We start from the raw sequence: 21,699 nt of genomic DNA on the forward strand, positions 1-21,699 counted from the left end.
TTGACCAGAATACCGCGCGACCCGACCGAACAGTCCGGCAAGAGAAGCCAGGGCAAGAAGCCAGCTCGCGCGGCAAAGGGCGGATCGGCCCAGCCAAGCGAACCAATCATCCACGGCGCGGTCCCGCCGCGTGACGTGCTGATGCGCTTCATCGCCGAAAACCCGGACCGCGCCTCCAAGCGCGAGATCGCCAAGGCCTTCGGGCTGAAGGGCGAGACCCGCGTCGAACTGAAAGCCCTGCTGAAGTCGCTGGAAATCGACGGCATGGTCGAAAAAAAGCGCAAGTCGCTGGTGCGTCCGGGCGCCCTGCCCCCGGTGACCGTGCTCGACATCACCATCCGCGATGTCGACGGCGAGTTGATCGGCCGCCCGGCCGAATGGCTCGACGACGACGGCGTCGCGCCGGCGGTGCTGATCAAGCAGTCGGCCGTCGCCAAGGGTAAGGGCAAGGCTCCGGTCGGCGGTCTCGGCGACCGGGTGCTCGCCAAGATCTTCCCGGCCAAGGAGCGTGGCGGTCCTGCCTATACGGCGCGCATCATCAAGGTTCTGGACAAGCGCAAGGATGCCGTGCTCGGTGTCTTCCGTTCGACGCCCGGCGGCGGCGGACGGCTGATGCCGATCGAAAAGCGCGGCGAGGAAATCCTGGTTGATCCGGAGTTCACCGGCAATGCTCAGGACGGTGACCTGGTCGAGGTGCAGCTTTCGCGGCTCGGCCGCTACGGCCTTCCGCGCGCGCAGGTGCAGACCGTCATCGGTTCGGTCGCCTCGGAAAAGGCGATCTCGATGATCGCCATCCACGCCCATGGCATCCCCCACGTCTTCCCGGAGCGGGTGATCGAGGAGGCCAACGCCGCCGGTCCGGCCACCATGGCGCACCGCGAGGACTGGCGCTCGCTGCCGCTGATCACCATCGATCCGGCCGACGCCAAGGACCATGACGACGCCGTTTATGCGGAGCCGGATCCGTCCGAAGACAATCCCGGCGGCGTCATCGTCACGGTGGCAATTGCCGACGTCTCGTACTACGTGCGCCCGAAGTCCGCTCTGGACCTGGAAGCGCTGAAGCGCGGCAACTCGGTCTACTTCCCCGATCGGGTCGTGCCGATGCTGCCGGAACGCATCTCCAACGATCTCTGCTCGCTCAAGGAAGGCGTCGACCGCCCGGCGCTTGCCGTGCGCATGCGCTTCTCCAAGGAGGGCCGCAAGGCCGGCCATACCTTCCATCGCATCATGATGAAGAGTGCGGCAAAACTCTCCTACCAGCAGGCGCAGGCAGCGATCGACGGCAATCCGGACGACAAGACCGGGCCGATCCTCGAGACGATCCTGAAGCCACTCTGGGAAGGCTATCGCATCCTCACGCGCGGCCGCGACCGGCGCCAGCCGCTCGAGCTCAACATGCCCGAGCGCAAGATCATCCTGAAACCCGACGGTACGGTCGACCGTGTCTTCGTTCCCGAACGCCTCGACGCGCACAGGCTGATCGAGGAAATGATGATCCAGGCGAACGTCGCCGCCGCCGAGACGCTGGAGCAGAAGCGCCAGGCGCTCATCTACCGCGTGCACGACCAGCCGTCGCTTGCCAAGCAGGAAAGCCTGCGCGAATTCCTCGCGACGCTCGACATCTCGCTCGTCAAGGGCGGAAACATGCGCTCGAACCACTTCAACGGCATTCTCGCCAAGGCCGAAGGCAAGCCCTTCGAAACCATGGTCAACGAGATGGTGCTGCGCTCGCAGAGCCAGGCGATCTACAGCCCGGAGAACATCGGGCACTTCGGCCTCAACCTTTTGAAGTACGCGCACTTCACCTCGCCGATCCGCCGTTATGCCGACCTCATCGTGCACCGGGCGCTGGTTGCCTCGCTCGGTCTGGGCGAAGGCGGGCTGACGCCGCAGGAAGAGGCGGTGCTCGACGATATCGCCGCCGAGATCTCGACCTTCGAGCGCCGTGCCATGGCGGCCGAGCGCGACACGGTCGATCGGCTGATCGCGCACCATCTCAACGGTCGCGTCGGCGAAGAATTCGATGGCCGCGTCTCCGGTGTCACCAAGGCGGGACTCTTTGTCACCCTGCCCGCCTATGGCGCCGACGGCTTCGTTCCGATATCAACACTCGGACGCGACTACTTCATCTATGACGAGGCGCATCAGGCGCTTTCCGGCGAGAAGACCGGGCTCGGCTATCGCCTCGGCGATCCCGTACGCGTCAAGCTCGTCGAGGCCGTGCCGCTTGCCGGTGCGCTTCGCTTCGAGATGCAGAGCGAAGGACGCAAGATGCCGACGGCAACGCGCTCCTTCCACAAGTCCGGTCGCAGGGATCGCACCGGCGCCCGGAAGAAGCCGGGAACACGGCCGCCGCGCGGCCGGCGATAGGGTCCCGATAGGACAGAGGAATGCACATGAAAGCAGCATCAGGCGAAACACTTCATCTGGGCGGGTCCAAAAGCGACGAGCGCTCCGTTGGTCTTTCGATGAAGCGCGGCTTTCTTGGCCGCTGTCCGGCATGTGGCAGCGGCAAGCTGTTTCGCAGCTACCTCAAGTCGGTTGAGACGTGCGCGGCCTGCGGCGAGCGCATGGACCACCACCGCGCCGACGACTTCCCGCCCTATATCGTCGTGACCATCGTCGGCCACCTCGTGCTTGCCGGCTACATGGCGACCGACCTCATTTTGCCGCTCAACAGCTGGCAGCATCTCGCCATATGGGCGCCGATCACCGTCATCAGTTCGCTGGCGCTGTTGCAGCCTGTAAAGGGCGCCGTCATCGGCCTGCAATGGGCGCTGAAGATGCATGGCTTCGGCGGACACGAGGATGCCCCTGAGGACGTACTGCCGCCGAGGGACGAACGGGCATGACGTCGGCGCGGAAGACGGGCAGCGAGCCCAAGCCTCCGCGTCCCGCGACCCTGCGGCCCCGGGATGCCGCTTCGATCATGCTGCTCGATCGCGTTGGCGGCCGCGTGCACGTGCTGATGGGGCGGCGCCATAGTGCCCACGCCTTCATGCCGGATCTCTACGTGTTCCCCGGCGGACGCCGCGATACTGGCGATCACCGAATTGGCTTCGGTTCCGATCTCCATCCCTCCGTCCTGCGAACACTGAAGGTAGCCGGCGCGCGCGGGCTGTCGGATGCCCGGGCGCGCGCGCTCGCGCTTGCGGCCCTGCGTGAACTCTACGAGGAAGCCGGCATCGCCATAGGCGCGCCGCTTTCGTCCGCCGAAGCTCCCGTTCCCTTTCTTCCCGATCTTGCAAAGTTGCGCTATATGGCTCGGGCCATCACCCCTCCAGGCAACGCGAGGCGGTTCGATACGCGCTTCTTCGCCGTGTTCGCCGACGAGGCCGAAATCGATCCCACGCGGTTCCTGGACAGTCGGGAGCTTCAGGATTTGCAGTGGATCGATGTGAACGCTACGCCGTCGCTACGGATACCTGACATCACCGCGGTCATCCTCGCGGACCTCCGGAACGGACTGGACGCCGATCCTTCGCTGCCCTGCGAACGACCGGTTCCGCTCTACACCTCGCGCCATGGGCGCTTCGTGCGCACATTGCTCTAAGGATCCGCGTCAGATGTCACAGCCATCGCCCGGTACGGCTGCACCGGTTGAGGAAATTCACTGGCGGTCGCTGATCGCGGCCGTCGCCGCCATCAGCGCGGTCGGCATCGCCATCGGCCTCGGCCTGCCGCTGCTTTCCATCATCATGGAGAAGCGCGGGATTTCCTCGACCCTCATCGGCCTTAACTCCGCCATGGCGGGCCTGGCATCGATGGTGGCTGCCCCGTTCACAACGAAGTTCGCTCACCGACATGGCGTAGCGCCGACGATGCTCTGGGCCGTGCTGATCGCGGCCACCAGCGCGCTCGGCTTTTACTACATCACCAATTTCTGGCTCTGGTTCCCGCTCCGGATCGTCTTCCACGGAGCGATCACAGTCCTCTTCATTCTCTCCGAGTTCTGGATCAACGCGACGGCGCCGCCGCGCAAGCGCGGCTTCGTGCTCGGGATCTACGGCACATTCCTGTCGCTTGGGTTCCTGACCGGACCGCTTCTCTTTTCGATCCTCGGCAGCGAAGGCCTCCTGCCCTTCCTCGTCGGCGCCGGCGTCATCCTGTTGGCGTCCGTGCCGATCTTTCTTGCGCGCGACGAAAGCCCTGTCATCGACGAGAAGCCGGAGCGGCATTTCCTGCGCTATATCTTCCTCGTACCCACGGCAACGGCCGCCGTCTTCATCTTCGGCGCGGTCGAATCAGGCGGCCTTTCGCTGTTCCTCATCTTTGGAACACGGTCCGGTTTCAGCGAATCGCAGGCAGCGCTGCTGCTGACGGTCATGGGCGTCGGCAACTTCATCTTCCAGATACCGGTCGGCATGCTTTCCGACAGGGTGAAAGACCGCCGCACACTGCTCTCGGCGATGACGCTGATCGGTCTCATCGGCGCGCTGTTCCTGCCGCTCTTGGTGGAGAGCTGGTTCCTGATGGCAATCGTGCTGTTGTTCTGGGGCGGCTGCGTCTCCGGCCTCTACACGGTCGGCCTTAGCCACCTGGGCTCACGGCTTCAGGGCGCGGATCTCGCGGCCGCCAACGCGGCCTTCGTGTTTTCCTATGCCGTCGGTACCGTCGCTGGGCCGCAGGCGATCGGCGCGGCGATGGACGCCACCGGCAACAACGGCTTTGCCTGGGCGATCGCCGGCTTTTTCGGTCTCTATGTCGCGCTTTCGGTGGTCAGGATCGTTTTGAAACCAAAACGGTCTTGACTTTTCGGCCGCGATTTGTAGTTTCGCGCCAACCTTGCCCGTGGCCCGCAACCGGTTGTCCACGGCTTTCATTGTTACAAAGGCAGGACGACCATGGCAAAAGCCACCACCATCAAGATCAAGCTGCTTTCGACAGCCGACACGGGTTTCTTCTACGTCACGACCAAGAACAGCCGTACGATGACGGAAAAGATGACGAAGACCAAGTACGACCCGGTCGTCAAGAAGCACGTCGAATTCAAGGAAACCAAGATCAAGTAAGATCGCAGGTTTTCGGGAATTGAAGGGCGCCGACCGCAAGGTCTGGCGCCTTTTCCTTTTTTGGGCCAGCGCCTTGGGCATCTCGCAAAAATTTGCCGAGCGCAACGCGTTCACGCCGGCGCCAGCAAACGGCTCGCCCTCCCCTGCTCTTGCCCCAGAATCAAAACGCCGCCCCGAAGGCGGGACGGCGTGTCGGAAAGGGGGTCGGCTGGCCTCTGACTGCGGCACGAGGATTCCGCGGACGCCAAAAGCCAACCGACCGACCCCACGACCCAGGAGATGCGGCGGACCTGAGCATCATGGGGTAACGAATATCGCAGAAGGCTGAGGCCCCCTCTTTCATGAGCATCACCTGAAAATAAAAAAAAATCAACGAATTCTTAATGCGCGGAGCGGTGCCGCTCGGCGCATGGTTAATTCTGTATCAGAACTGGACAGGCACACTGCATGATCCCTGCTGCTAGCCAAACTCCCCGGTAGCAAGAGGTGGCGCGAGAATACAACTTTGAATGCAGGCCGCAAGAGGAAGCCCAAGAAATTCCTTGAAGGGCGCCGAGGCCTGAGACGCGTTAGCCGCGGCTCAGGCGGCGGCTGCCACCACCCGGTTACGGCCTTCATGCTTGGCCTGATAAAGCGCCGTGTCGGCGCGCTTCAGCAGCGCTTCGGCTGTGTCGTTGCCGGGTCTGAGCGTCGCAATCCCCATGGATGCGGTGACCTTCAAGGGGCCATCCGCCTGCGGGATCGCAAATGGCAGGCTTTCGATGATCGTGCGCAGACGCTCGGCGACACCGGCTGCCATTTCGGCGGAGGTATCCGGCATGACCACGATGAACTCTTCGCCGCCGAACCGGCAGGCAAGGTCGGCTCCACGCACCGTCGTGCGGATGCGATTGGCGAATTCCCGCAGCACTTCGTCGCCGACATCGTGACCATAGGTATCGTTGACCTGCTTGAAGCGGTCGATGTCAGTCATGCAGATGGAAAGCGGCCGGCCGCGCGCGGCGGCACGATCCATCAGCAGCTTCAGGTGCGTGTCGAAATAGCGCCGGTTGTGCAGCCCGGTGAGGCCGTCGGTGACGGCAAGCTCGATGGTCTGCTGCACGCTAGACCGCAGCCTGTCATTGCAGTGCTTGCGCCGGATCTGGGTCATCGAGCGGGCGATCAGTTCGTTGGGGTCGACCGGCCGCATCAGGTAATCCGTCACGCCGAGATCGAGCGCGCGCACGACCAGTTCGTCGCTGCCCTGCTCGGCGATCAGCAGGATCGGGATAAAACGGGTGCGCTCCAGCGAGCGCAACTGCGAGCAGAGCCGCAGCGGATCGTAGTCGTCGAAATTCGCATTGACGATGACGAGGTCGAAATTGTTCTCCGCCGCCTCGAACAGTGCGGCTTGCGGATCGGAGAGGACCGAGACCTCGGCGATCGGCTTCAGCGCGCGCTGCAGCCGCTCCTGCGACGAGCCGCGGCCATCGACGAGCAGGACGTTGCCGGGCTCGTCAGGCCGGTCCGCCCGGCCAACATCTTCAAGCCCGATCGTCTGCGCCGTCTGGGCCCGCAGGCGCAGCTCATCGCTGACGTTCTTCAGCCGCACCAGGCTCTTCACCCGCGACATCAGCTGCAGATCGTTGACGGGCTTCGTCAGGAAATCGTCGGCGCCAGCCTTCAGGCCACGCACGCGGTCCGAAGGCTGGTCGAGCGCGGTGACCATGACAACCGGGATATGTGCCGTCTTCGGGTTCGCCTTCAGCCGCTCGCAGACTTCGAAACCATCGAGACCGGGCATCATGATATCGAGCAGCACCAGGTCGATGGGCGTCTTTTCGCAGAGCGCCAGGGCGGCATAACCGTCACTGGCCGTCAGCACGTCGAAGTACTCGGCAAGTAACCGGGCTTCGAGCAGCTTCACATTGGCCGGAACGTCATCGACAACAAGAATACGCGCAGTCATATCAATTTTCCCGCCGCTCAGGCATCGCCCAGGTAGGTTTTGATCGTCTCAATGAACTTTGGTACCGAGATCGGCTTGGAGACATAGGCTTCGCACCCGCCCTGGCGGATCCGCTCCTCGTCGCCCTTCATGGCAAAGGCGGTCACGGCGATGACCGGGATGACGTGTAGTTCGTCGTCTTCCTTCAGCCACTTCGTCACTTCCAGGCCGGAAACCTCCGGCAGCTGAATGTCCATGAGAATGAGATCGGGCCGATGCTTGCGCGCAAGCTCGAGCGCTTCCATGCCGTTGCGAGTCTGGATCGTCGCATAGCCAGAGGCCTCGATCAGGTCGCGGAAGAGCTTCATGTTCAGCTCGTTGTCCTCAACAATCATCACCTGTTTGGGCATGTCGATCCCTTGCTGTCCATCGTCACCTTGCAAGTCTCCTCAGGACAATTAACGTGCGGAGCCGACGACTCGACCCATTTCCTCAACGTCAGAGATAGGCCTATTTGGTTGAAAAATAGGTAACTCCGCACGTAAAAACCATACGGGGACAAACCATTGAAGAGCGCCGACGAAATTGCAGTAGACATTCTCGCCTGGCTTGCCGGCGAGCCAGAACTCCTGTCCCGCTTCCTGGCGCTGACCGGCACGGACCCGACGGCGCTGCGCAACGCCATCGCCGAACCCGGCTTCATGGGCGGGCTCGTCGCCTTTCTGATGGACCATGAGCCGACCCTGATGGCATTCTGTACAGCGACCGGTACGGCGCCCGAAGACGTTGTGCGCGCCCATATGGTCCTTTCCGGCCACGCAGGCTTCGAGGATTGAGGGTGGCAAACGCGCCGACAGTTCACAGCATCACGCTTGGCAACCGCCCACTGATCGTCAGTGACATCGACGATGTCGTGCTCGAATTCATCAATCCGTTCAAAGCGTTCCTCAAGAGCTGCGGCCATGTGCTGCTGCCCCGGTCGTTCCGCCTGACCGGCAACATCATCACGCATGCCGACGAGCAGCCGGTGGCGGAGCCGGAGGTCAAAATCCTGCTCGACGCCTTCTACGGCTCGCAGGATCGTTGGCAGGCGCCCGCCGCCAGGGCCGTAGAGACCCTGTCCGCATTGTCGGAGGAAGCCGACATCGTCTTTCTGACCGCGATGCCGCCGCAGCACGCCACGGTCCGCCGCGCGCTTCTCGATCAGCTTGGCCTTCCCTATCCGCTGCTTGCGTCCGAAGAGCCCAAGGGGCCGATCGTCCAAAAACTTCACGGCGGCCGAACCGTCCCGCTGGTCTTCATCGACGACATGCTTCGCAATTTGCGATCGGTGAAGGACCACGCGCCGTCCTGCCTGCCGATCAACCTCATGGCCGACTCGGATTTCAAGGCGCTCGCGCCGAAGATCGACGCAGACATTCGTGCCGTCGCCGATTGGCCGGAGGCAGCCGCGGCCATTCGCGCGCATTTCCGCGGCTAGCCCGGACCGGCTGCCCGTCGGCGCAAACTCAGCCCCGCCGGCGCTGCGCGAGACGCGCCTGGCGATCCTTTTCAACGGCGACAATTGCATTGTGATTTCCAATCGCGCCTCCTTGAGACTCGCTAGAGTAGAGCCTAAGGTCGCAATGTTCAATATTTGTTCCCGATATGCCCGACAGCGCTGCTCACTTTCCAGGCTTCTGCCGCGACTGCCTCAAGGAACAGGCGGCGTCGGTGCGGCGCTGCCTAGCCTGCGGCAGCCCGCGCATTCTGCGGCATGCTGAGCTCTATGACCTGACGCTGGCGCACATCGATTGTGACGCCTTCTATGCCTCGATCGAGAAGCGCGACAACCCGGAGCTCGCCGACAAGCCGGTGATCATCGGTGGCGGCAAGCGCGGCGTGGTATCCACCGCCTGCTACGTCGCCCGCATTCACGGCGTGCGCTCGGCGATGCCGATGTTCAAGGCGCTGGAAGCCTGCCCGCAGGCGATCGTCATCAAGCCCAATATGGAGAAATACGCGCGTGTCGGCCGCGAGGTGCGCACGCTGATGCAGGAACTGACACCGCTGGTGCAGCCGCTGTCGATCGACGAGGCCTTCCTCGAACTCAGCGGCACGGAGCGGCTGCATCACGATCCGCCGGCGCGCACGCTTGCGCGTCTTGCCCGCCGGATCGAGTTGGAGATCGGCATCACCGTCTCGGTCGGCCTCTCCTATTGCAAGTTCCTCGCCAAGGTGGCGTCCGACCTGCAAAAGCCGCGCGGCTTTTCCGTCATCGGCCAGGCCGAAGCGCTGGACTTCCTGCGGGAAAAGCCGGTGACCCTGATCTGGGGCGTCGGCAAGGCCTTTGCCGCGACGCTGGAGCGTGACGGCGTGCGCACGATCGGGCAATTGCAGACCATGGAGGAAGGCGACCTCATGCGCCGCTACGGCACCATGGGGCAGCGGCTCTTCCGCCTGTCCCGCGGGCTCGACGAGAGAGCGGTGGAAATCGACGGCGAAGCCAAGAGCGTATCCGCAGAGACGACGTTCAACGACGATATCGCGCGCTATGACGACCTTGTCGCGCATCTGCGGCGCCTCAGCGAGCAGGTGGCTCACCGGCTGCGAAAGTCCGAGCTCGCCGGCCAGACGGTCGTTCTCAAGCTCAAAACCGCCGACTTCAAGATCCGCACCCGCAACCGGCGCCTGGACAGCCCTACCCGCCTTGCCGACCGCATCTTCCGCATCGGCCTGCAGCTTCTCGAAAAAGAGGCGGACGGAACGAAGTATCGGCTGATCGGCATCGGCGTCAGCGATCTCTCCGCCCCGGATCTCGCCGATCCGCCGGATCTCGTCGATCCCGCGGCCACCAGACGCGCTGCGGCCGAGGACGCGATGAACAGGCTGCGCGACAAGTTCGGCAAGGCGAGCGTCGAAACCGGCTACACGTTCGGCACCAGAAAACGCGATCCGTAAAACCGCAGGCGCGCTTGCTCGAGCAGACACGCCTCGCAGAGCGATCACGCAACCTTGATCGACCCCACACACATCAGGATGAATTCCTTAAAGATTGGCGACTAGGCTTGTTCGCCAAGTCACGTGTTGGGTTGAGTGTATGGTATCGCGTTTCGCTCTCACCGCCAGCGTCGTCGCACTGCTCTTGTCGCCGGCCACCGGTTTTGCAGGCAGTCGCGGGCCGCTGCAGATCATCGTCTCGAAGGACCAGCAATCGCTCGTCGTCTATGACGGCGACGCTGTCATTGCGACGTCGCCGGTCTCGACCGGCAAGGCGGGTCACACCACGCCATCGGGCATCTTTTCGATCCTCGAAAAGCGGCGCCATCACAAGTCGAACATCTATTCGAACGCGCCGATGCCCTTCATGCAGCGGCTCACCTGGTCGGGCATTGCGCTGCACGGCTCCAATCACGTGCCGGACTATCCGGCCTCTCATGGCTGCGTGCGGTTGCCGAGCCAATTTGCCGCCTCGCTCTACAAGATGACCGAGCGCGGCGTGCACGTGCTGATCTCCGACCGGCAGATAACGCCCCTGGAGGTTAAGAGCGCCCTGCTCTTCCGACCGGCTCCGATCGACCTCCAGCCACCACTTTCCGACGTCCCACTGAGACCCGCGATCAGCCAGGCCGGCGACACGCCGGTGGAAGTGGCAATGCGGGAGCCGCCCGGCGGCGCCAATTCGGCGCGATCCACCGAGGAGCCAATCCGGATCCTGATCACCCGCAGCGACGCACGCGACACCATGCGCGAGGTTCAGTCGTCCCTCGATTTCCTCGGCTACGCACCCGGTGCGATCGACGGTCATGCCGGGCCAGCGACGATTGCGGCCCTGCGCGCCTTCCAGGCAAGCGAGGGCCTCGACGGCGACGGCAAGCTGACGCCTGAACTGACCGACAGGCTTCTGCGCAAGGCCGGCCGTACGCCGCCGCAGAACGGCAAGATCCTCGTGCGGCAAGGCTTCAAGCCGCTCTTTGAGGCCGGGCTTACGATCGACAAGCCGGAAGAGGCACTCGGAACACATTTCCTCCAGTTCCGCCACAATGAGGAGCAAGGTGCCGAAGGCAAATGGTTCGGCGTCTCGCTTGAGAACCACCTGCCCGCCTCGACGAAGAAGCGCCTCGGCATCTCCATGGAGGCCGATCCCTTCGCATATAATGGAATCCAGCGCACGCTCGCGCGCATGACGATTTCCGACGATGTGCGCAAGCGCGTGGAAGCGTTGCTCGCCGAAGGCTCATCGCTGTCGATCGCCGATATGGAAAGCGGACTGGAGACCGGTCAGGGCACCGACTTCATCACCATCACCCGGACACGTCCCGGCCGCTGATCCGCAGACACCGGCAGACAAGCACGCGACCAGCGTCCCGTCGCCGGTCGCGAGGCTCCAAGCCTGGTCAGTCCCCGCTCCCTTGAGATCCAGCAGAGACCCGTCTCGGATTACACCAGTTCGACGTCGATGACGCCCGGCGCCGAGCGCAGTGCTGCAGCGATCTCCGGTGAAATCCGGAACTTCTCGCTCAGCTCCACCTCGATCTCGCGCTGGCCATTGTCCTTGATGACGACGAAGGAGACGAGACCATCGCCCCTGGTGTTGAGGTGCGAAGCGATCGATTTCAACGGGCCGGAATCGCGCACATAGACGCGCAGCGCCTTCTGAAGTTGCAGCGATTCTTCTTCAAGCGAACGCAGCGTCTGGATGCGCAGGCCGATGCCTTCCGGCCGCTCTTCGGCAGCCACCGTCATGACCAGCGATTTGCCGGGCTCGAGCAGGTCTCGATACTGGTGCAGCATCTCGGAGAACAGAACCGCTTCGAACTGGCCGGAGGAATCCGAGAAGGCAATGATGCCCATCTTGTTGCCCGTGCGTGTCTTGCGCTCCTGCTTTGAGGTCACGGTTCCGGCGAGCCTTCCGGCCGTCGCCCCCTTCTTCACCGAGCCTGCGAAATCGCCGAAGGTTTGTACGCGCATCTTGGCGAGCAGCGCATTGTAGGTGTCGAGCGGATGGGCTGAGAGATAGAAGCCAAGCACCTGGAACTCACGGTGCAGCTTTTCCGAGGCGAGCCACGGGGTGTAGGTCGGAAGCGAAATGCGCTCCGGCCCGGTGGCGGCACCAGCGCCGAACATATCGCTCTGCCCGCTCGTCTTGTTTTCCTGGGCACGCTGAGCAAATCCGAGAATGCGATCGAGCCCGCCGACCAGTTCCGCCCGGTCATAGCCGAAGCAATCGAAGGCGCCGGCGGCAATCAGGCTTTCAAAGACCCGGCGGTTGAGAAGCTTGGGGTCGATCCGCAGGCAGAAGTCTTCGAGGCTTGCAAAGGCCTTGTCGCCGCGAACCTCGACGATGTGCTCGACGGCCGATTCGCCGACGCCCTTGATCGCTGCAAGCGAGTAGTAGATGCGGCTCTCGCCCGTCTGGAAATGCCGGAACGAGGTCTGCACCGACGGCGCGATCACCTCGATGCCCAGGCGCTTGGCATCCTGGCGGAAGTCGTTGACCTTTTCGGTGTTCGACATGTCGAGCGTCATCGACGCCGCCAGGAACTCCACCGGATAGTGCGCCTTCATATAGGCGGTCTGATAGGACACGATCGCGTAGGCTGCCGCATGCGACTTGTTGAAGCCGTAGTTGGCGAACTTGGCGAGCAGGTCGAAGATCAGGTCGGCCTGCGGCTTCGACACCTCGTTCTTGACGGCGCCGTCGACGAAACGGGCGCGCTGCTTGTCCATCTCCTCCTTGATCTTCTTACCCATGGCGCGGCGCAGAAGGTCGGCCTCGCCGAGCGAGTAGCCAGAGAGCACCTGGGCGATCTGCATCACCTGCTCCTGGTAAACGATAACGCCCTGGGTTTCCTTGAGCAGGTGGTCGATCTTCGGGTGGATCGACTCGACCTCCTCCTCACCATGCTTGCGGGCGTTATAGACCGGGATGTTCTCCATCGGGCCCGGGCGATAAAGCGCCACCAGCGCGATGATGTCCTCGATGCAGTCGGGGCGCATACCGATCAGCGCCTTGCGCATGCCGGCACTTTCCACCTGGAACACACCGACCGTTTCGCCGCGCGACAGCATCTCGTAGGTCTTCGGATCGTCGAGCGGGATGCTCGCCAGATCGACCTCGATGCCGCGCTGCTTCACGAAATCGACGGCGACCTTCAGGACGGTCAGCGTCTTCAGGCCGAGGAAGTCGAACTTGACGAGACCGGCCTGCTCGACCCACTTCATGTTGAACTGGGTGACCGGCATGTCGGAACGCGGATCGCGATACATCGGCACCAGCTGCGACAGCGGCCGGTCGCCGATCACGATGCCGGCGGCGTGGGTCGAGGCGTGGCGGTAGAGGCCCTCGATCTTCTGGGCGATATCGAGCAGGCGGGCGACCACCGGCTCCTTCTCGGCCTCTTCCTGCAGGCGCGGCTCTTCCTCGATCGCCTTGGAAAGCGGCGTCGGGTTGGCCGGGTTGTTGGGCACCAGCTTGCAGATCTTGTCGACCTGCCCATAGGGCATTTCCAGCACGCGGCCGACGTCGCGCAAGGCGGCACGCGCCTGCAGCGAACCGAAGGTGATGATCTGCGCCACCTGCTCGCGGCCATATTTGCGCTGCACGTAGCGGATCACCTCTTCGCGCCGGTCCTGGCAGAAGTCGATGTCGAAGTCGGGCATCGAGACGCGCTCGGGATTGAGGAAGCGTTCGAACAGCAGCGAGAAGCGCATCGGATCGACGTCGGTAATCGTCAGCGCATAGGCGACGAGCGAGCCGGCGCCCGAGCCGCGGCCCGGCCCGACAGGGATGTCGTGCTGCTTGGCCCATTTTATGAAGTCGGCAACGATCAGGAAGTAGCCGGGGAACTTCATGCGCTCGATGACGCTGAGTTCGAAGGCCAGGCGCTCGCGGTATTCCTCTTGGGTGTAGCCGGGCGCCATGCCGAGCCTCGCGAGGCGATCTTCGAGGCCCTCCTCCGCCTGGCGACGCAACTCGTCCGACTCGGCGCGCTCGGCCTCCTCCGGATCCGCCGTCGCGCCGGTAAAGCGCGGCAGGATCGGCCCACGGGTCTTCAGCATGAAGGAGCAGCGCCGGGCGATCTCGAGCGTGTTTTCCAGCGCCTCGGGCAGGTCAGCAAACAGCGCCGCCATTTCCTTGCGGCTCTTGAGATAATGGTCCGGCGTCAGGCGGAAGCGGCTGTCGTCCGAAACCATGGCATTGTGCGCGACCGCCATCAGGGCGTCATGCGCCTCGTAGTCGGAAGGCGACGGGAAGAAGGCCTCGTTGGTGGCGACAAGCGGAATGTCGAACTTGTAGGCAAGCTCGATCATCCGGCTTTCGTGCCGCCGGTCGTAGCCACCATGCCGCTGCAGCTCGATATAGAGCCGATCGCCGAAGAGGTCATGCAGGGCTTCGAGGCGCGCTTCGGCGAGCGCCGTCGAGCTCGTCTTCATGGCGACATCCACCGGACCGCCGGATGCGCCGGTCAGCGCAATCAGGCCTTCGGTGCCGCACTCGGCAAGCCAGGAGCGGGTGATGCGCGTCGCCTGGCTGCCCTCGCCGCTGAGATAGGCGCGGCTGACGAGATCGACGAGGCGCGTATAGCCGTCATCGGTCGCCGCGATGAGCACGATCGACGGCAGCTTGGCAAGCTGGTGCCCATGGCCGCGTCGATCCCCCTCGGTCTCGTCTTCCATGTCAATTGACAGCTGGCAGCCGGTGATCGGCTGCAGCCCGTCACCGGCTGCCTTCTGCGAGAATTCCAGCGCTGCGAAAAGATTGTTGGTGTCGGCGATCCCGATCGCCGGCTGGTTATCGGCGACCGCCTTGCCGATGACCTTCTTCAGCGGCAGGGCGCCTTCGAGCAAGGAGAAGGCAGAGTGGACGCGCAGATGCACGAATTGCGGATCCGTGCCGAGCGCCTCACTCGATGCTGCCTTGCTGTCGTCTGCCATTGTCGCACCCTGATTCCTGTCCACTCGGAAGGATATCCCGTTTATCACCCGCCATGTCCAGATTCCCCTGGCATGTCGTCCCCCTTATTCAATGGGGATGAGGCGCTTTGCGGAGGTGCTTGAGAGAAAATATCGACGCCCGCCTTCAGAGGCCGAGCGCGATGAAAGAGATGCTTGCGATGAACAGGCTCATCGACGCGAAGGCGGCGAGGTCACGAACAAAATCAGTCATAACATGGCTCCTTTTCCGTTATGTTTTTACTTTGTTCCATTTTTGTTCACGCGTCAAGCAATACACAGGCGTTCTGTTCACGATGGTTAATACGGCGCGTGAATGCAGGTTAACCGGCGGGCAAGCCGCTTGAGGAAAGTGCCGCGCCCGCATATCAAGGGGAACAACCACGCGGAGCGCTCCGACATGCTTGCACGCCTGATTCTCCCCTCGCTGCTACTGCTACTTCCTGCCGTTGCCTCGGCGGCCGACGCAATCGACCCCGCCCGTATCGTCTCTGCGGCGACCGGCGACTGGGACAAGGACGGTTCTTCCGATCTCGCGCTGATCGTGCGACCGGCCGAAGGCAGCGACGAGGACAACGGCGTCCTTCTCTACCTCACCGGCGACAACGGCGCGCTGGCATTGAAATCGGCCATTCCGAACAAGGTCTGGGGTCAGTTCGAACTCGTCGGCCAAGCGCCCTCGATCGAAGCGCTGCCGAGCGGCTCGCTGCTCATCACCAGTCACAACGATGCCATCGGGCGTGACCGCTGGGAACAGAAGCTGACGGTCGCCTATCGCAACTTCGACTTCGTCGTGGCGGGCTACACCTACTCGTCCTACGATACGCTCGATCCCGATAACACCGCGCAATGCGACCTCAATGTGCTGACTGGCAAGGGCAAATCCAACGACAAGCCAGTCGAAACCAAGGGCGAGCTCGTCCTCCTCAAGGACTGGACCGACGATCGCGGGCAGAAGGCTTGCGGCCTGCAATAATTGGCTGAATGTTCCCTATTCGTTCTTTACAACCTCGACGGATCGCTGCATCCTCTTGCGCGAACGTATGAGGAACAATCATGGCCGCGCTCGAACCACTCAAAGAATTCATCGTCGAAGCGAAATCAAACACCTATGTCGGCGGCGGCGGGCGGCGCTCGTCGTCACGCCCGGGTTCCCGCGATATCGGCTATGAACGGGATCGCTGGCGCTACGTCGACAGCTATTTCGGCGGGACCGATTTCGCAGGCCAGGAGACCGTTTGGCAGGATGATCGGCCGCAGTGGGCAATGAACTACTTCGGCCGGATCATCCGTCCTGACCTCATCAACGGCGAAAAGGCAGGCGTCGTCATCAAGGCGGCACTTCAGGCGATGTACCGCGACAAGCGGCATTTCCTCGGCGGCACGGAGTTCCGGCATGCCCATGGCTACTATATCGACAACAGCCGCGGCGATACCGCTCATTTTTCCGGGCACGAGGTCATCTTCGTCGATGGCGAGGAAGCCTATGAGCTCGACTATCGCGGCGGCCTGATCAGGCCATAGGGCAAGACCCTACAGCATGTGGCGCGGGAGCGAGCAACGGTCTGCGACGCGGAAAGATCGCGGCGCGCTTTCGGCGCGCTGTGCGGTGGAAGCGCTTGTGACGGTGGTGCTCGCTCGTCGCAAGCGCGCGGTCATTCAAGAGATACCGTTGTCGGTCGTGGGGTCGGGTCAATCGTAACGCAAAGCCTGCACCGGATCGAGGCGCGAGGCGCGCCAGGCCGGAAAGATCGTGGCGAGGAAGGAAAGGGTCAGCGCCATGACGATGACAAGCGCGGTCTCATGGGCGTTCATGTCGGCCGGAAGCTGGTTCAAGAAATAGAGTTCCGGGCTGAATATCGTCGTCCCGGAGATCCAGGAAAAGAACTGCCGTATGGATTCGATGTTGAGGCAGACGACGACGCCGAGCGCCACGCCCGCGACCGTTCCGGCGACACCGATTGCAGCACCCGTCATGAAGAAAATGCGCATCACCGCGCCTGAGGTTGCGCCCATTGTTCTCAGGATCGCGATATCGCTGCCCTTGTCCTTCACCAGCATGATCAGGCCGGAGATGATGTTGAGCGCCGCGACCAGAACGATCAACGACAGGATCATGAACATCACGTTGCTCTGGACCTCGAGCGTCGAGAGGAAGGTCCTGTTGCGGTCGCGCCAGTCGGTGATGAAGATCTGCCGGCCGGCCGCATCCTCGATCGGCTGGCGCAGCTCGTCGATGGCTTCAGGACGCTCGACGAAGATCTCGATCGACTGGACCAGTCCTTCGGCGTTGAAGAACAGCTGCGCTTCCTCAAGCGGCATGAAGAGGATCGTCGCGTCATACTCCGACATGCCGATCTCGTAGATCGCCGAGACGGTGTAGGCCTTGACGCGCGGGTTCATGCCGAGCGGCGTAACGTCGCCATTGGGCGAGGTCAGCGTGATCGTGCCGCCGACCTGAATGCCGAGCTGCTCGGCCATGCGCGAACCGATCGCGACACCTGTGCCGGCGGCAAAGCCGGCGAGATCGCCGGACTGGATATGGTCGGAAACCGACTTCATCTTGCTCAAGTCGTCGGCGCGGATACCGCGTACCAGAGCACCCGTCGAACTGTCTCCGACGCCCTTAGCCAGAACCTGCCCCTCGAGCATCGGGATCGCCATTGTGACACCCTTGACGCCCGAAAACTTCGTCGCCAGTTCCGGATAGTTGTTCAGCGGGCCATCGATCGGCTGAACGATCATATGGCCGTTGATGCCGAGAATGCGGGCGATGAGCTCCGTGCGAAAGCCGTTCATCACGGCCATCACGATGATCAGCGTTGCAACGCCGAGCATGATGCCGATGAAGGAGAGGCCGGCGATGACGGAGATGAAAGCTTCCTTGCGCCTGGAGCGCAGGTAACGCCACGCCACCATGCGCTCGAAGGCGGAGAAGGGTCGGCTGGAGGACTTTTCAGGCTGCGTTGCGGCCTGCACCTGATCTTGCACCACGGCGGTCATCCTGCCTTCCCTTGCCTCATCACTTCGCCGCGATCAGCTTGTCGATCGCAGCCTCGACGGTCAGCGTCTCGTGGTCCTCTATTTCGACCTCGCCATTGGCAATCGAACGCGAACCAACGATCACGTGAACCGGCACAGCGCCCGCTCGCAAGAGGTATCGCCGACTAGATTGCGCGGCGATGACGTCGAGACCCGCCATGTGCAGCGGGATCAGGGACGGTTTCATCTCTTCCGCCTGCACCATAGCGGTGCCGGGCGACTGCTGGCAGCGGACTGGCTGAGGAACAGCCACGTGGGAAAGCGCACGTGGCATTTCAACGGAACAGTGGTTTCCCGCAAGTGACTGGCGAGCGGCAGGCCCCGGAAGGCGGCGTGCACGCCGCCAGACCATCAGGCCATCTCCACGACCTTGCCGTCCTCGATCGTCACGCGGCGATCCATCAGCCCGGCGAGCTCATGATTGTGCGTGGCGATCAAGGCCGCGAGCCCTGACTGGCGGGCGAGCGCTTCCAGCGCTTCGAAGACATAACCGGCGGTTTCTGGGTCGAGATTGCCCGTCGGCTCATCGGCAAGCAGCACGAGCGGCGCGTTGGCGACGGCACGCGCGATTGCGACGCGCTGTTGTTCGCCGCCCGAAAGCTCCGCCGGACGATGTTCGGCACGGTGGCCGATGCGCATATAATCGAGCAGAGCCTTGGCCCGTTCCGCGGCTTCCTTCTTTGGCAATCCCCCGATCAGCTGCGGCATCATGATGTTTTCAAGTGCCGTGAACTCAGGGAGCAAATGGTGGAACTGGTAGACGAAACCGATCTCGTTGCGACGGATCGCCGTGCGCCGGTCGTCGTTAAGCCCGCCGCAGGACACCCCGTTGACCAACACCTCGCCGGCATCAGGGCGTTCCAACAGGCCCGCGACATGCAGCAGCGTCGACTTGCCGGTTCCCGAAGGTGCGACCAGCGCGACGGTCTCGCCGCTTCTCAGGGTGAAATCCGCGCCCTTGAGGATGGACAGAAAGGTCTCACCTTCCCCGTAGTGCCGTTCGACGCCGGAGAGTTGCAGTGCCACACGCGCATTCATTCAAGTGTCGTCCTTGTCATTCGTAACGCAGGGCCTGCACCGGATCGAGGCGCGAGGCGCGCCAGGCCGGAAAGATCGTGGCGAGGAAGGAAAGGGTCAGCGCCATGACGATGACAAGCGCGGTCTCATGGGCGTTCATGTCGGCCGGCAACTGGCTGAGGAAATAAAGCTCAGGGCTGAAGAGCGTCGTTCCCGAAATCCAGGAAAAGAACTGCCGTATGGATTCGATGTTGAGGCAGACGACGACGCCGAGCGCCACGCCCGCGACCGTTCCGGCAACACCGATTGCAGCACCCGTCATGAAGAAGATGCGCATCACCGAGCCCGAGGTCGCGCCCATTGTTCTCAGGATCGCGATATCGCTGCCCTTGTCCTTCACCAGCATGATCAGGCCGGAGATGATGTTGAGCGCCGCGACCAGCACGATCAGCGTCAGGATCATGAACATCACGTTGCGTTCCACCTGGAGCGCGGAGAAGAAGGTCTTGTTGCGGTCGCGCCAGTCGGTGATGAAGATCTGCCGGCCGGCCGCATCCTCGATCGGCTGGCGCAGTTCCTCGACGACGTCAGGATGTTCGACGAAGATCTCGATCGACTGGACCAGTCCCTCGGCGTTGAAGAACAGCTGCGCTTCCTCGAGCGGCATGAAGAGGATCGTCGCGTCATATTCCGACATGCCGATCTCGTAGATCGCCGAGACGGTGTAGGCCTTGACGCGCGGGTTCATGCCAAGTGGCGTCACGTCGCCATTGGGCGAGGTCAGCGTGATCGTGCCGCCAACCTGAATGCCGAGCTGCTCGGCCATGCGCGATCCGATCGCCACACCTGTGCCGGAGGCAAAGCCGACGAGATCGCCGGACTGGATATGGTCGGAAACCGACTTCATCTTGCTCAGGTCGTCGGCGCGGATACCGCGCACCAGGGCGCCGGTCGAGCTGTCGCCCACACCTTGCGCCAGAACCTGCCCCTCGACCATCGGGATCGCCATGGTGACGCCCTTGACGCCCGAGAACTTCGTCGCGAGGTCAGCGTAGTTGTCGAGCGGACCGTCGATCGGCTGGACGATCATGTGGCCGTTGATGCCGAGAATGCGGGAGATGAGCTCGGTGCGAAAGCCGTTCATGACGGCCATGACGATGATCAGCGTTGCAACGCCGAGCATGATGCCGATGAAGGAGAAGCCGGCGATGACGGAGATGAAAGCTTCCTTGCGCCTGGAGCGCAGGTAACGCCACGCCACCATGCGCTCGAAGGCGGAGAAGGGTCGGCTGGAGGACTTTTCAGGCTGCGTTGCGGCCTGCACCCGATCTTGCACCACGGCGGTCATCCTGCCTTCCCTTGCCTCATCACTTCGTTGCGATCAGCTTGTTGATCGCAGCCTCGACGGTCAGCGTCTCGCGCTCGCCGGTCTTGCGATCCTTGAGCTCGATTTCACCATTGGCAATCGAGCGCGGTCCGACGATCACCTGAACCGGCACGCCGATCAGATCGGCCGTTGCGAACTTGGCACCAGCGCGGTCGTCGCGGTCGTCGAGAAGCACGTCGAATCCGGCATTCCCGAGTTTCGAGTAGAGCGTCTCGCAGGCACCGTCGCAAGCGGCGTCGCCAGCTTTCATGTTGATGATCACGGCATCGAACGGCGCGATCGACTTCGGCCAGATGATGCCGTTGTCGTCATGCGAAGCTTCGATGATCGCCGGCACCAGGCGGGTCGGGCCGATGCCGTAGGAGCCCATGTGCACAGCGTGCTCCTTGCCGTCGGGGCCGAGCACCTTGGCGCCCATGGCTTCGGAGTACTTGGTGCCGAAATAGAAGATGTGACCGACTTCGATGCCGCGGGCCGACAGACGGTCGCCTTCGGCCACAGCGTTGAAGGCCGCCTCGTCGTGCATTTCCGACGTGGCCGCATAACGCGAGGTCCACTTGTCGAAGATCGTCTTCAGGCCGGCGACGTCATCGAAATTCGTGTCTTCGCCCGGAATGTCGAAGCCGAGGAAGTCCTTATGGCAGAACACTTCGGATTCGCCGGTGTCGGCGAGAATGATGAATTCGTGGCTGAGGTTGCCGCCGATCGGGCCGGTATCGGCACGCATCGGAATGGCGCGAAGGCCCATGCGCGCGAAGGTGCGCAGGTAAGCGGCGAACATGCGGTTATAGGCGTGCTCGGCCCCTTCCCGATCGAGATCGAAGGAATAGGCATCCTTCATCAGGAATTCGCGCGAGCGCATGGTGCCGAAGCGCGGACGGATCTCGTCACGGAACTTCAGCTGGATATGATAGAGGTTGAGCGGCAGATCGCGGTAGGACTTCACGTAGGAACGGAAGACGTCCGTGATCATTTCCTCGTTCGTCGGACCGTAAAGCATCGGCCGGTCCTGGCGGTCCTTGATGCGCAGCATCTCCTTGCCATAGGCGTCGTAGCGCCCGCTCTCCTGCCACAGCTCGGCAGACTGGAGGGTCGGCATCAGAAGCTCGATCGCGCCGGAGCGGTTCTGCTCTTCGCGGATGACCGCATTGACCTTGTCGAGAACCCGCTTGCCGAGTGGCAGCCAGGTATAGATGCCCGAGGATTGCTGCCGGACCATGCCCGTGCGGAGCATGAGACGGTGGGAAACGATTTCCGCTTCCTTAGGATTTTCCTTGAGGATGGGCATGAAAAAGCGGGACAGGCGCATGACGGGTTCCAGAACTTGATGAACGTCGCACTATCGGCGGATTCGGGCGAAATGACGTTGAGCGAGA

19 protein-coding genes are annotated in these 21,699 nt (G+C 62.7%); 11 read left to right on the forward strand and 8 right to left on the reverse strand.

Annotated elements, in window-relative coordinates:
* The 5 genes from rnr (at position 1) to rpmG (ending at position 5,015) form a co-directional block, all read left to right on the forward strand.
* Positions 1–2,373: a ribonuclease R gene (gene rnr, locus IB267_RS08460; RefSeq protein ID WP_192447253.1), complete on the forward strand. Its 2,373-nt coding sequence runs from the start codon at positions 1–3 to the stop codon at positions 2,371–2,373.
* Between the two features lie 26 nt (positions 2,374–2,399).
* Complete coding sequence (locus IB267_RS08465; RefSeq protein WP_034795645.1) at positions 2,400–2,855, forward strand: DUF983 domain-containing protein; 456 nt, start codon at positions 2,400–2,402, stop codon at positions 2,853–2,855.
* Entirely contained in the window at positions 2,852–3,556 is a 705-nt protein-coding gene (locus tag IB267_RS08470; protein WP_192447254.1) for an NUDIX domain-containing protein, read from the forward strand. The genes IB267_RS08465 and IB267_RS08470 overlap by 4 nt, the downstream gene beginning before the upstream one ends.
* Positions 3,557–3,569: 13 nt before the next feature.
* Positions 3,570–4,754, forward strand: a complete 1,185-nt coding sequence (locus tag IB267_RS08475; protein ID WP_192447255.1) for an MFS transporter — start codon at positions 3,570–3,572, stop codon at positions 4,752–4,754.
* Between the two features lie 93 nt (positions 4,755–4,847).
* On the forward strand, positions 4,848–5,015 hold the full coding sequence (rpmG, locus tag IB267_RS08480) for a 50S ribosomal protein L33 (protein WP_034795357.1): 168 nt from the start codon (positions 4,848–4,850) through the stop codon (positions 5,013–5,015).
* A 580-nt stretch (positions 5,016–5,595) separates the two neighbouring features.
* On the opposite strand, the gene IB267_RS08485 is transcribed toward rpmG, so the two are convergent.
* Together IB267_RS08485 and IB267_RS08490 are read right to left on the reverse strand one after the other, a co-directional pair.
* Entirely contained in the window at positions 5,596–6,963 is a 1,368-nt protein-coding gene (locus IB267_RS08485; RefSeq protein ID WP_192447256.1) for a PleD family two-component system response regulator, read from the reverse strand.
* Between the two features lie 17 nt (positions 6,964–6,980).
* On the reverse strand, positions 6,981–7,352 hold the full coding sequence (locus IB267_RS08490) for a response regulator (RefSeq protein ID WP_003537642.1): 372 nt from the start codon (positions 7,350–7,352) through the stop codon (positions 6,981–6,983).
* A gap of 156 nt (positions 7,353–7,508) precedes the next feature.
* On the opposite strand from IB267_RS08490, the gene IB267_RS08495 reads away from it, so the two are divergent.
* The 4 genes from IB267_RS08495 (at position 7,509) to IB267_RS08510 (ending at position 11,251) form a co-directional block, all read left to right on the forward strand.
* Positions 7,509–7,778 carry a DUF3572 domain-containing protein gene (locus tag IB267_RS08495; RefSeq protein WP_192447257.1) on the forward strand — a complete coding sequence of 90 codons (270 nt, stop codon included), beginning with the start codon at positions 7,509–7,511 and terminating at the stop codon, positions 7,776–7,778.
* A 2-nt stretch (positions 7,779–7,780) separates the two neighbouring features.
* On the forward strand, positions 7,781–8,422 hold the full coding sequence (locus tag IB267_RS08500) for a hypothetical protein (protein ID WP_192447258.1): 642 nt from the start codon (positions 7,781–7,783) through the stop codon (positions 8,420–8,422).
* A 167-nt stretch (positions 8,423–8,589) separates the two neighbouring features.
* Positions 8,590–9,882 (forward strand): DNA polymerase IV, encoded by a 1,293-nt coding sequence (locus tag IB267_RS08505; protein ID WP_192447259.1) that lies wholly within the window; start codon positions 8,590–8,592, stop codon positions 9,880–9,882.
* A 139-nt stretch (positions 9,883–10,021) separates the two neighbouring features.
* The gene (locus IB267_RS08510) at positions 10,022–11,251 is read left to right on the forward strand and encodes a L,D-transpeptidase family protein (RefSeq protein WP_192447260.1); all 1,230 of its coding nucleotides are present in this window, start codon (positions 10,022–10,024) and stop codon (positions 11,249–11,251) included.
* Between the two features lie 110 nt (positions 11,252–11,361).
* Here IB267_RS08510 and dnaE read toward each other — a convergent pair whose 3' ends face one another.
* Entirely contained in the window at positions 11,362–14,859 is a 3,498-nt protein-coding gene (gene dnaE, locus IB267_RS08515) for a DNA polymerase III subunit alpha (RefSeq protein WP_192447261.1), read from the reverse strand.
* Between the two features lie 418 nt (positions 14,860–15,277).
* Between dnaE and IB267_RS08520 the strand changes: the two genes are divergently transcribed.
* Positions 15,278–15,853, forward strand: coding sequence for a hypothetical protein (locus tag IB267_RS08520; protein WP_192447262.1), 576 nt, complete (start codon positions 15,278–15,280; stop codon positions 15,851–15,853).
* Positions 15,854–15,933: 80 nt separating this feature from the next.
* Positions 15,934–16,401 (forward strand): DUF5680 domain-containing protein, encoded by a 468-nt coding sequence (locus tag IB267_RS08525; RefSeq protein ID WP_192447263.1) that lies wholly within the window; start codon positions 15,934–15,936, stop codon positions 16,399–16,401.
* A gap of 168 nt (positions 16,402–16,569) precedes the next feature.
* Here the strand turns inward: IB267_RS08525 and IB267_RS08530 are convergent, their stop codons facing one another.
* From IB267_RS08530 to proS, 5 genes are all read right to left on the reverse strand, one after another.
* Positions 16,570–17,880 carry a lipoprotein-releasing ABC transporter permease subunit gene (locus IB267_RS08530; RefSeq protein ID WP_192447264.1) on the reverse strand — a complete coding sequence of 437 codons (1,311 nt, stop codon included), beginning with the start codon at positions 17,878–17,880 and terminating at the stop codon, positions 16,570–16,572.
* A 19-nt stretch (positions 17,881–17,899) separates the two neighbouring features.
* The gene (locus IB267_RS08535; protein ID WP_192447265.1) at positions 17,900–18,106 is read right to left on the reverse strand and encodes a hypothetical protein; all 207 of its coding nucleotides are present in this window, start codon (positions 18,104–18,106) and stop codon (positions 17,900–17,902) included.
* Positions 18,107–18,270: 164 nt separating this feature from the next.
* On the reverse strand, positions 18,271–18,957 hold the full coding sequence (locus IB267_RS08540; RefSeq protein WP_043627193.1) for an ABC transporter ATP-binding protein: 687 nt from the start codon (positions 18,955–18,957) through the stop codon (positions 18,271–18,273).
* 16 nt (positions 18,958–18,973) lie between these two features.
* Entirely contained in the window at positions 18,974–20,284 is a 1,311-nt protein-coding gene (locus IB267_RS08545; RefSeq protein ID WP_192447266.1) for a lipoprotein-releasing ABC transporter permease subunit, read from the reverse strand.
* Positions 20,285–20,303: 19 nt separating this feature from the next.
* Positions 20,304–21,632: a proline--tRNA ligase gene (gene proS, locus IB267_RS08550; protein WP_043626125.1), complete on the reverse strand. Its 1,329-nt coding sequence runs from the start codon at positions 21,630–21,632 to the stop codon at positions 20,304–20,306.
* Positions 21,633–21,699: the final 67 nt, after the last annotated feature.

The organism is Ensifer sp. ENS09 (assembly GCF_014852425.1).
Lineage (GTDB): Bacteria > Pseudomonadota > Alphaproteobacteria > Rhizobiales > Rhizobiaceae > Ensifer.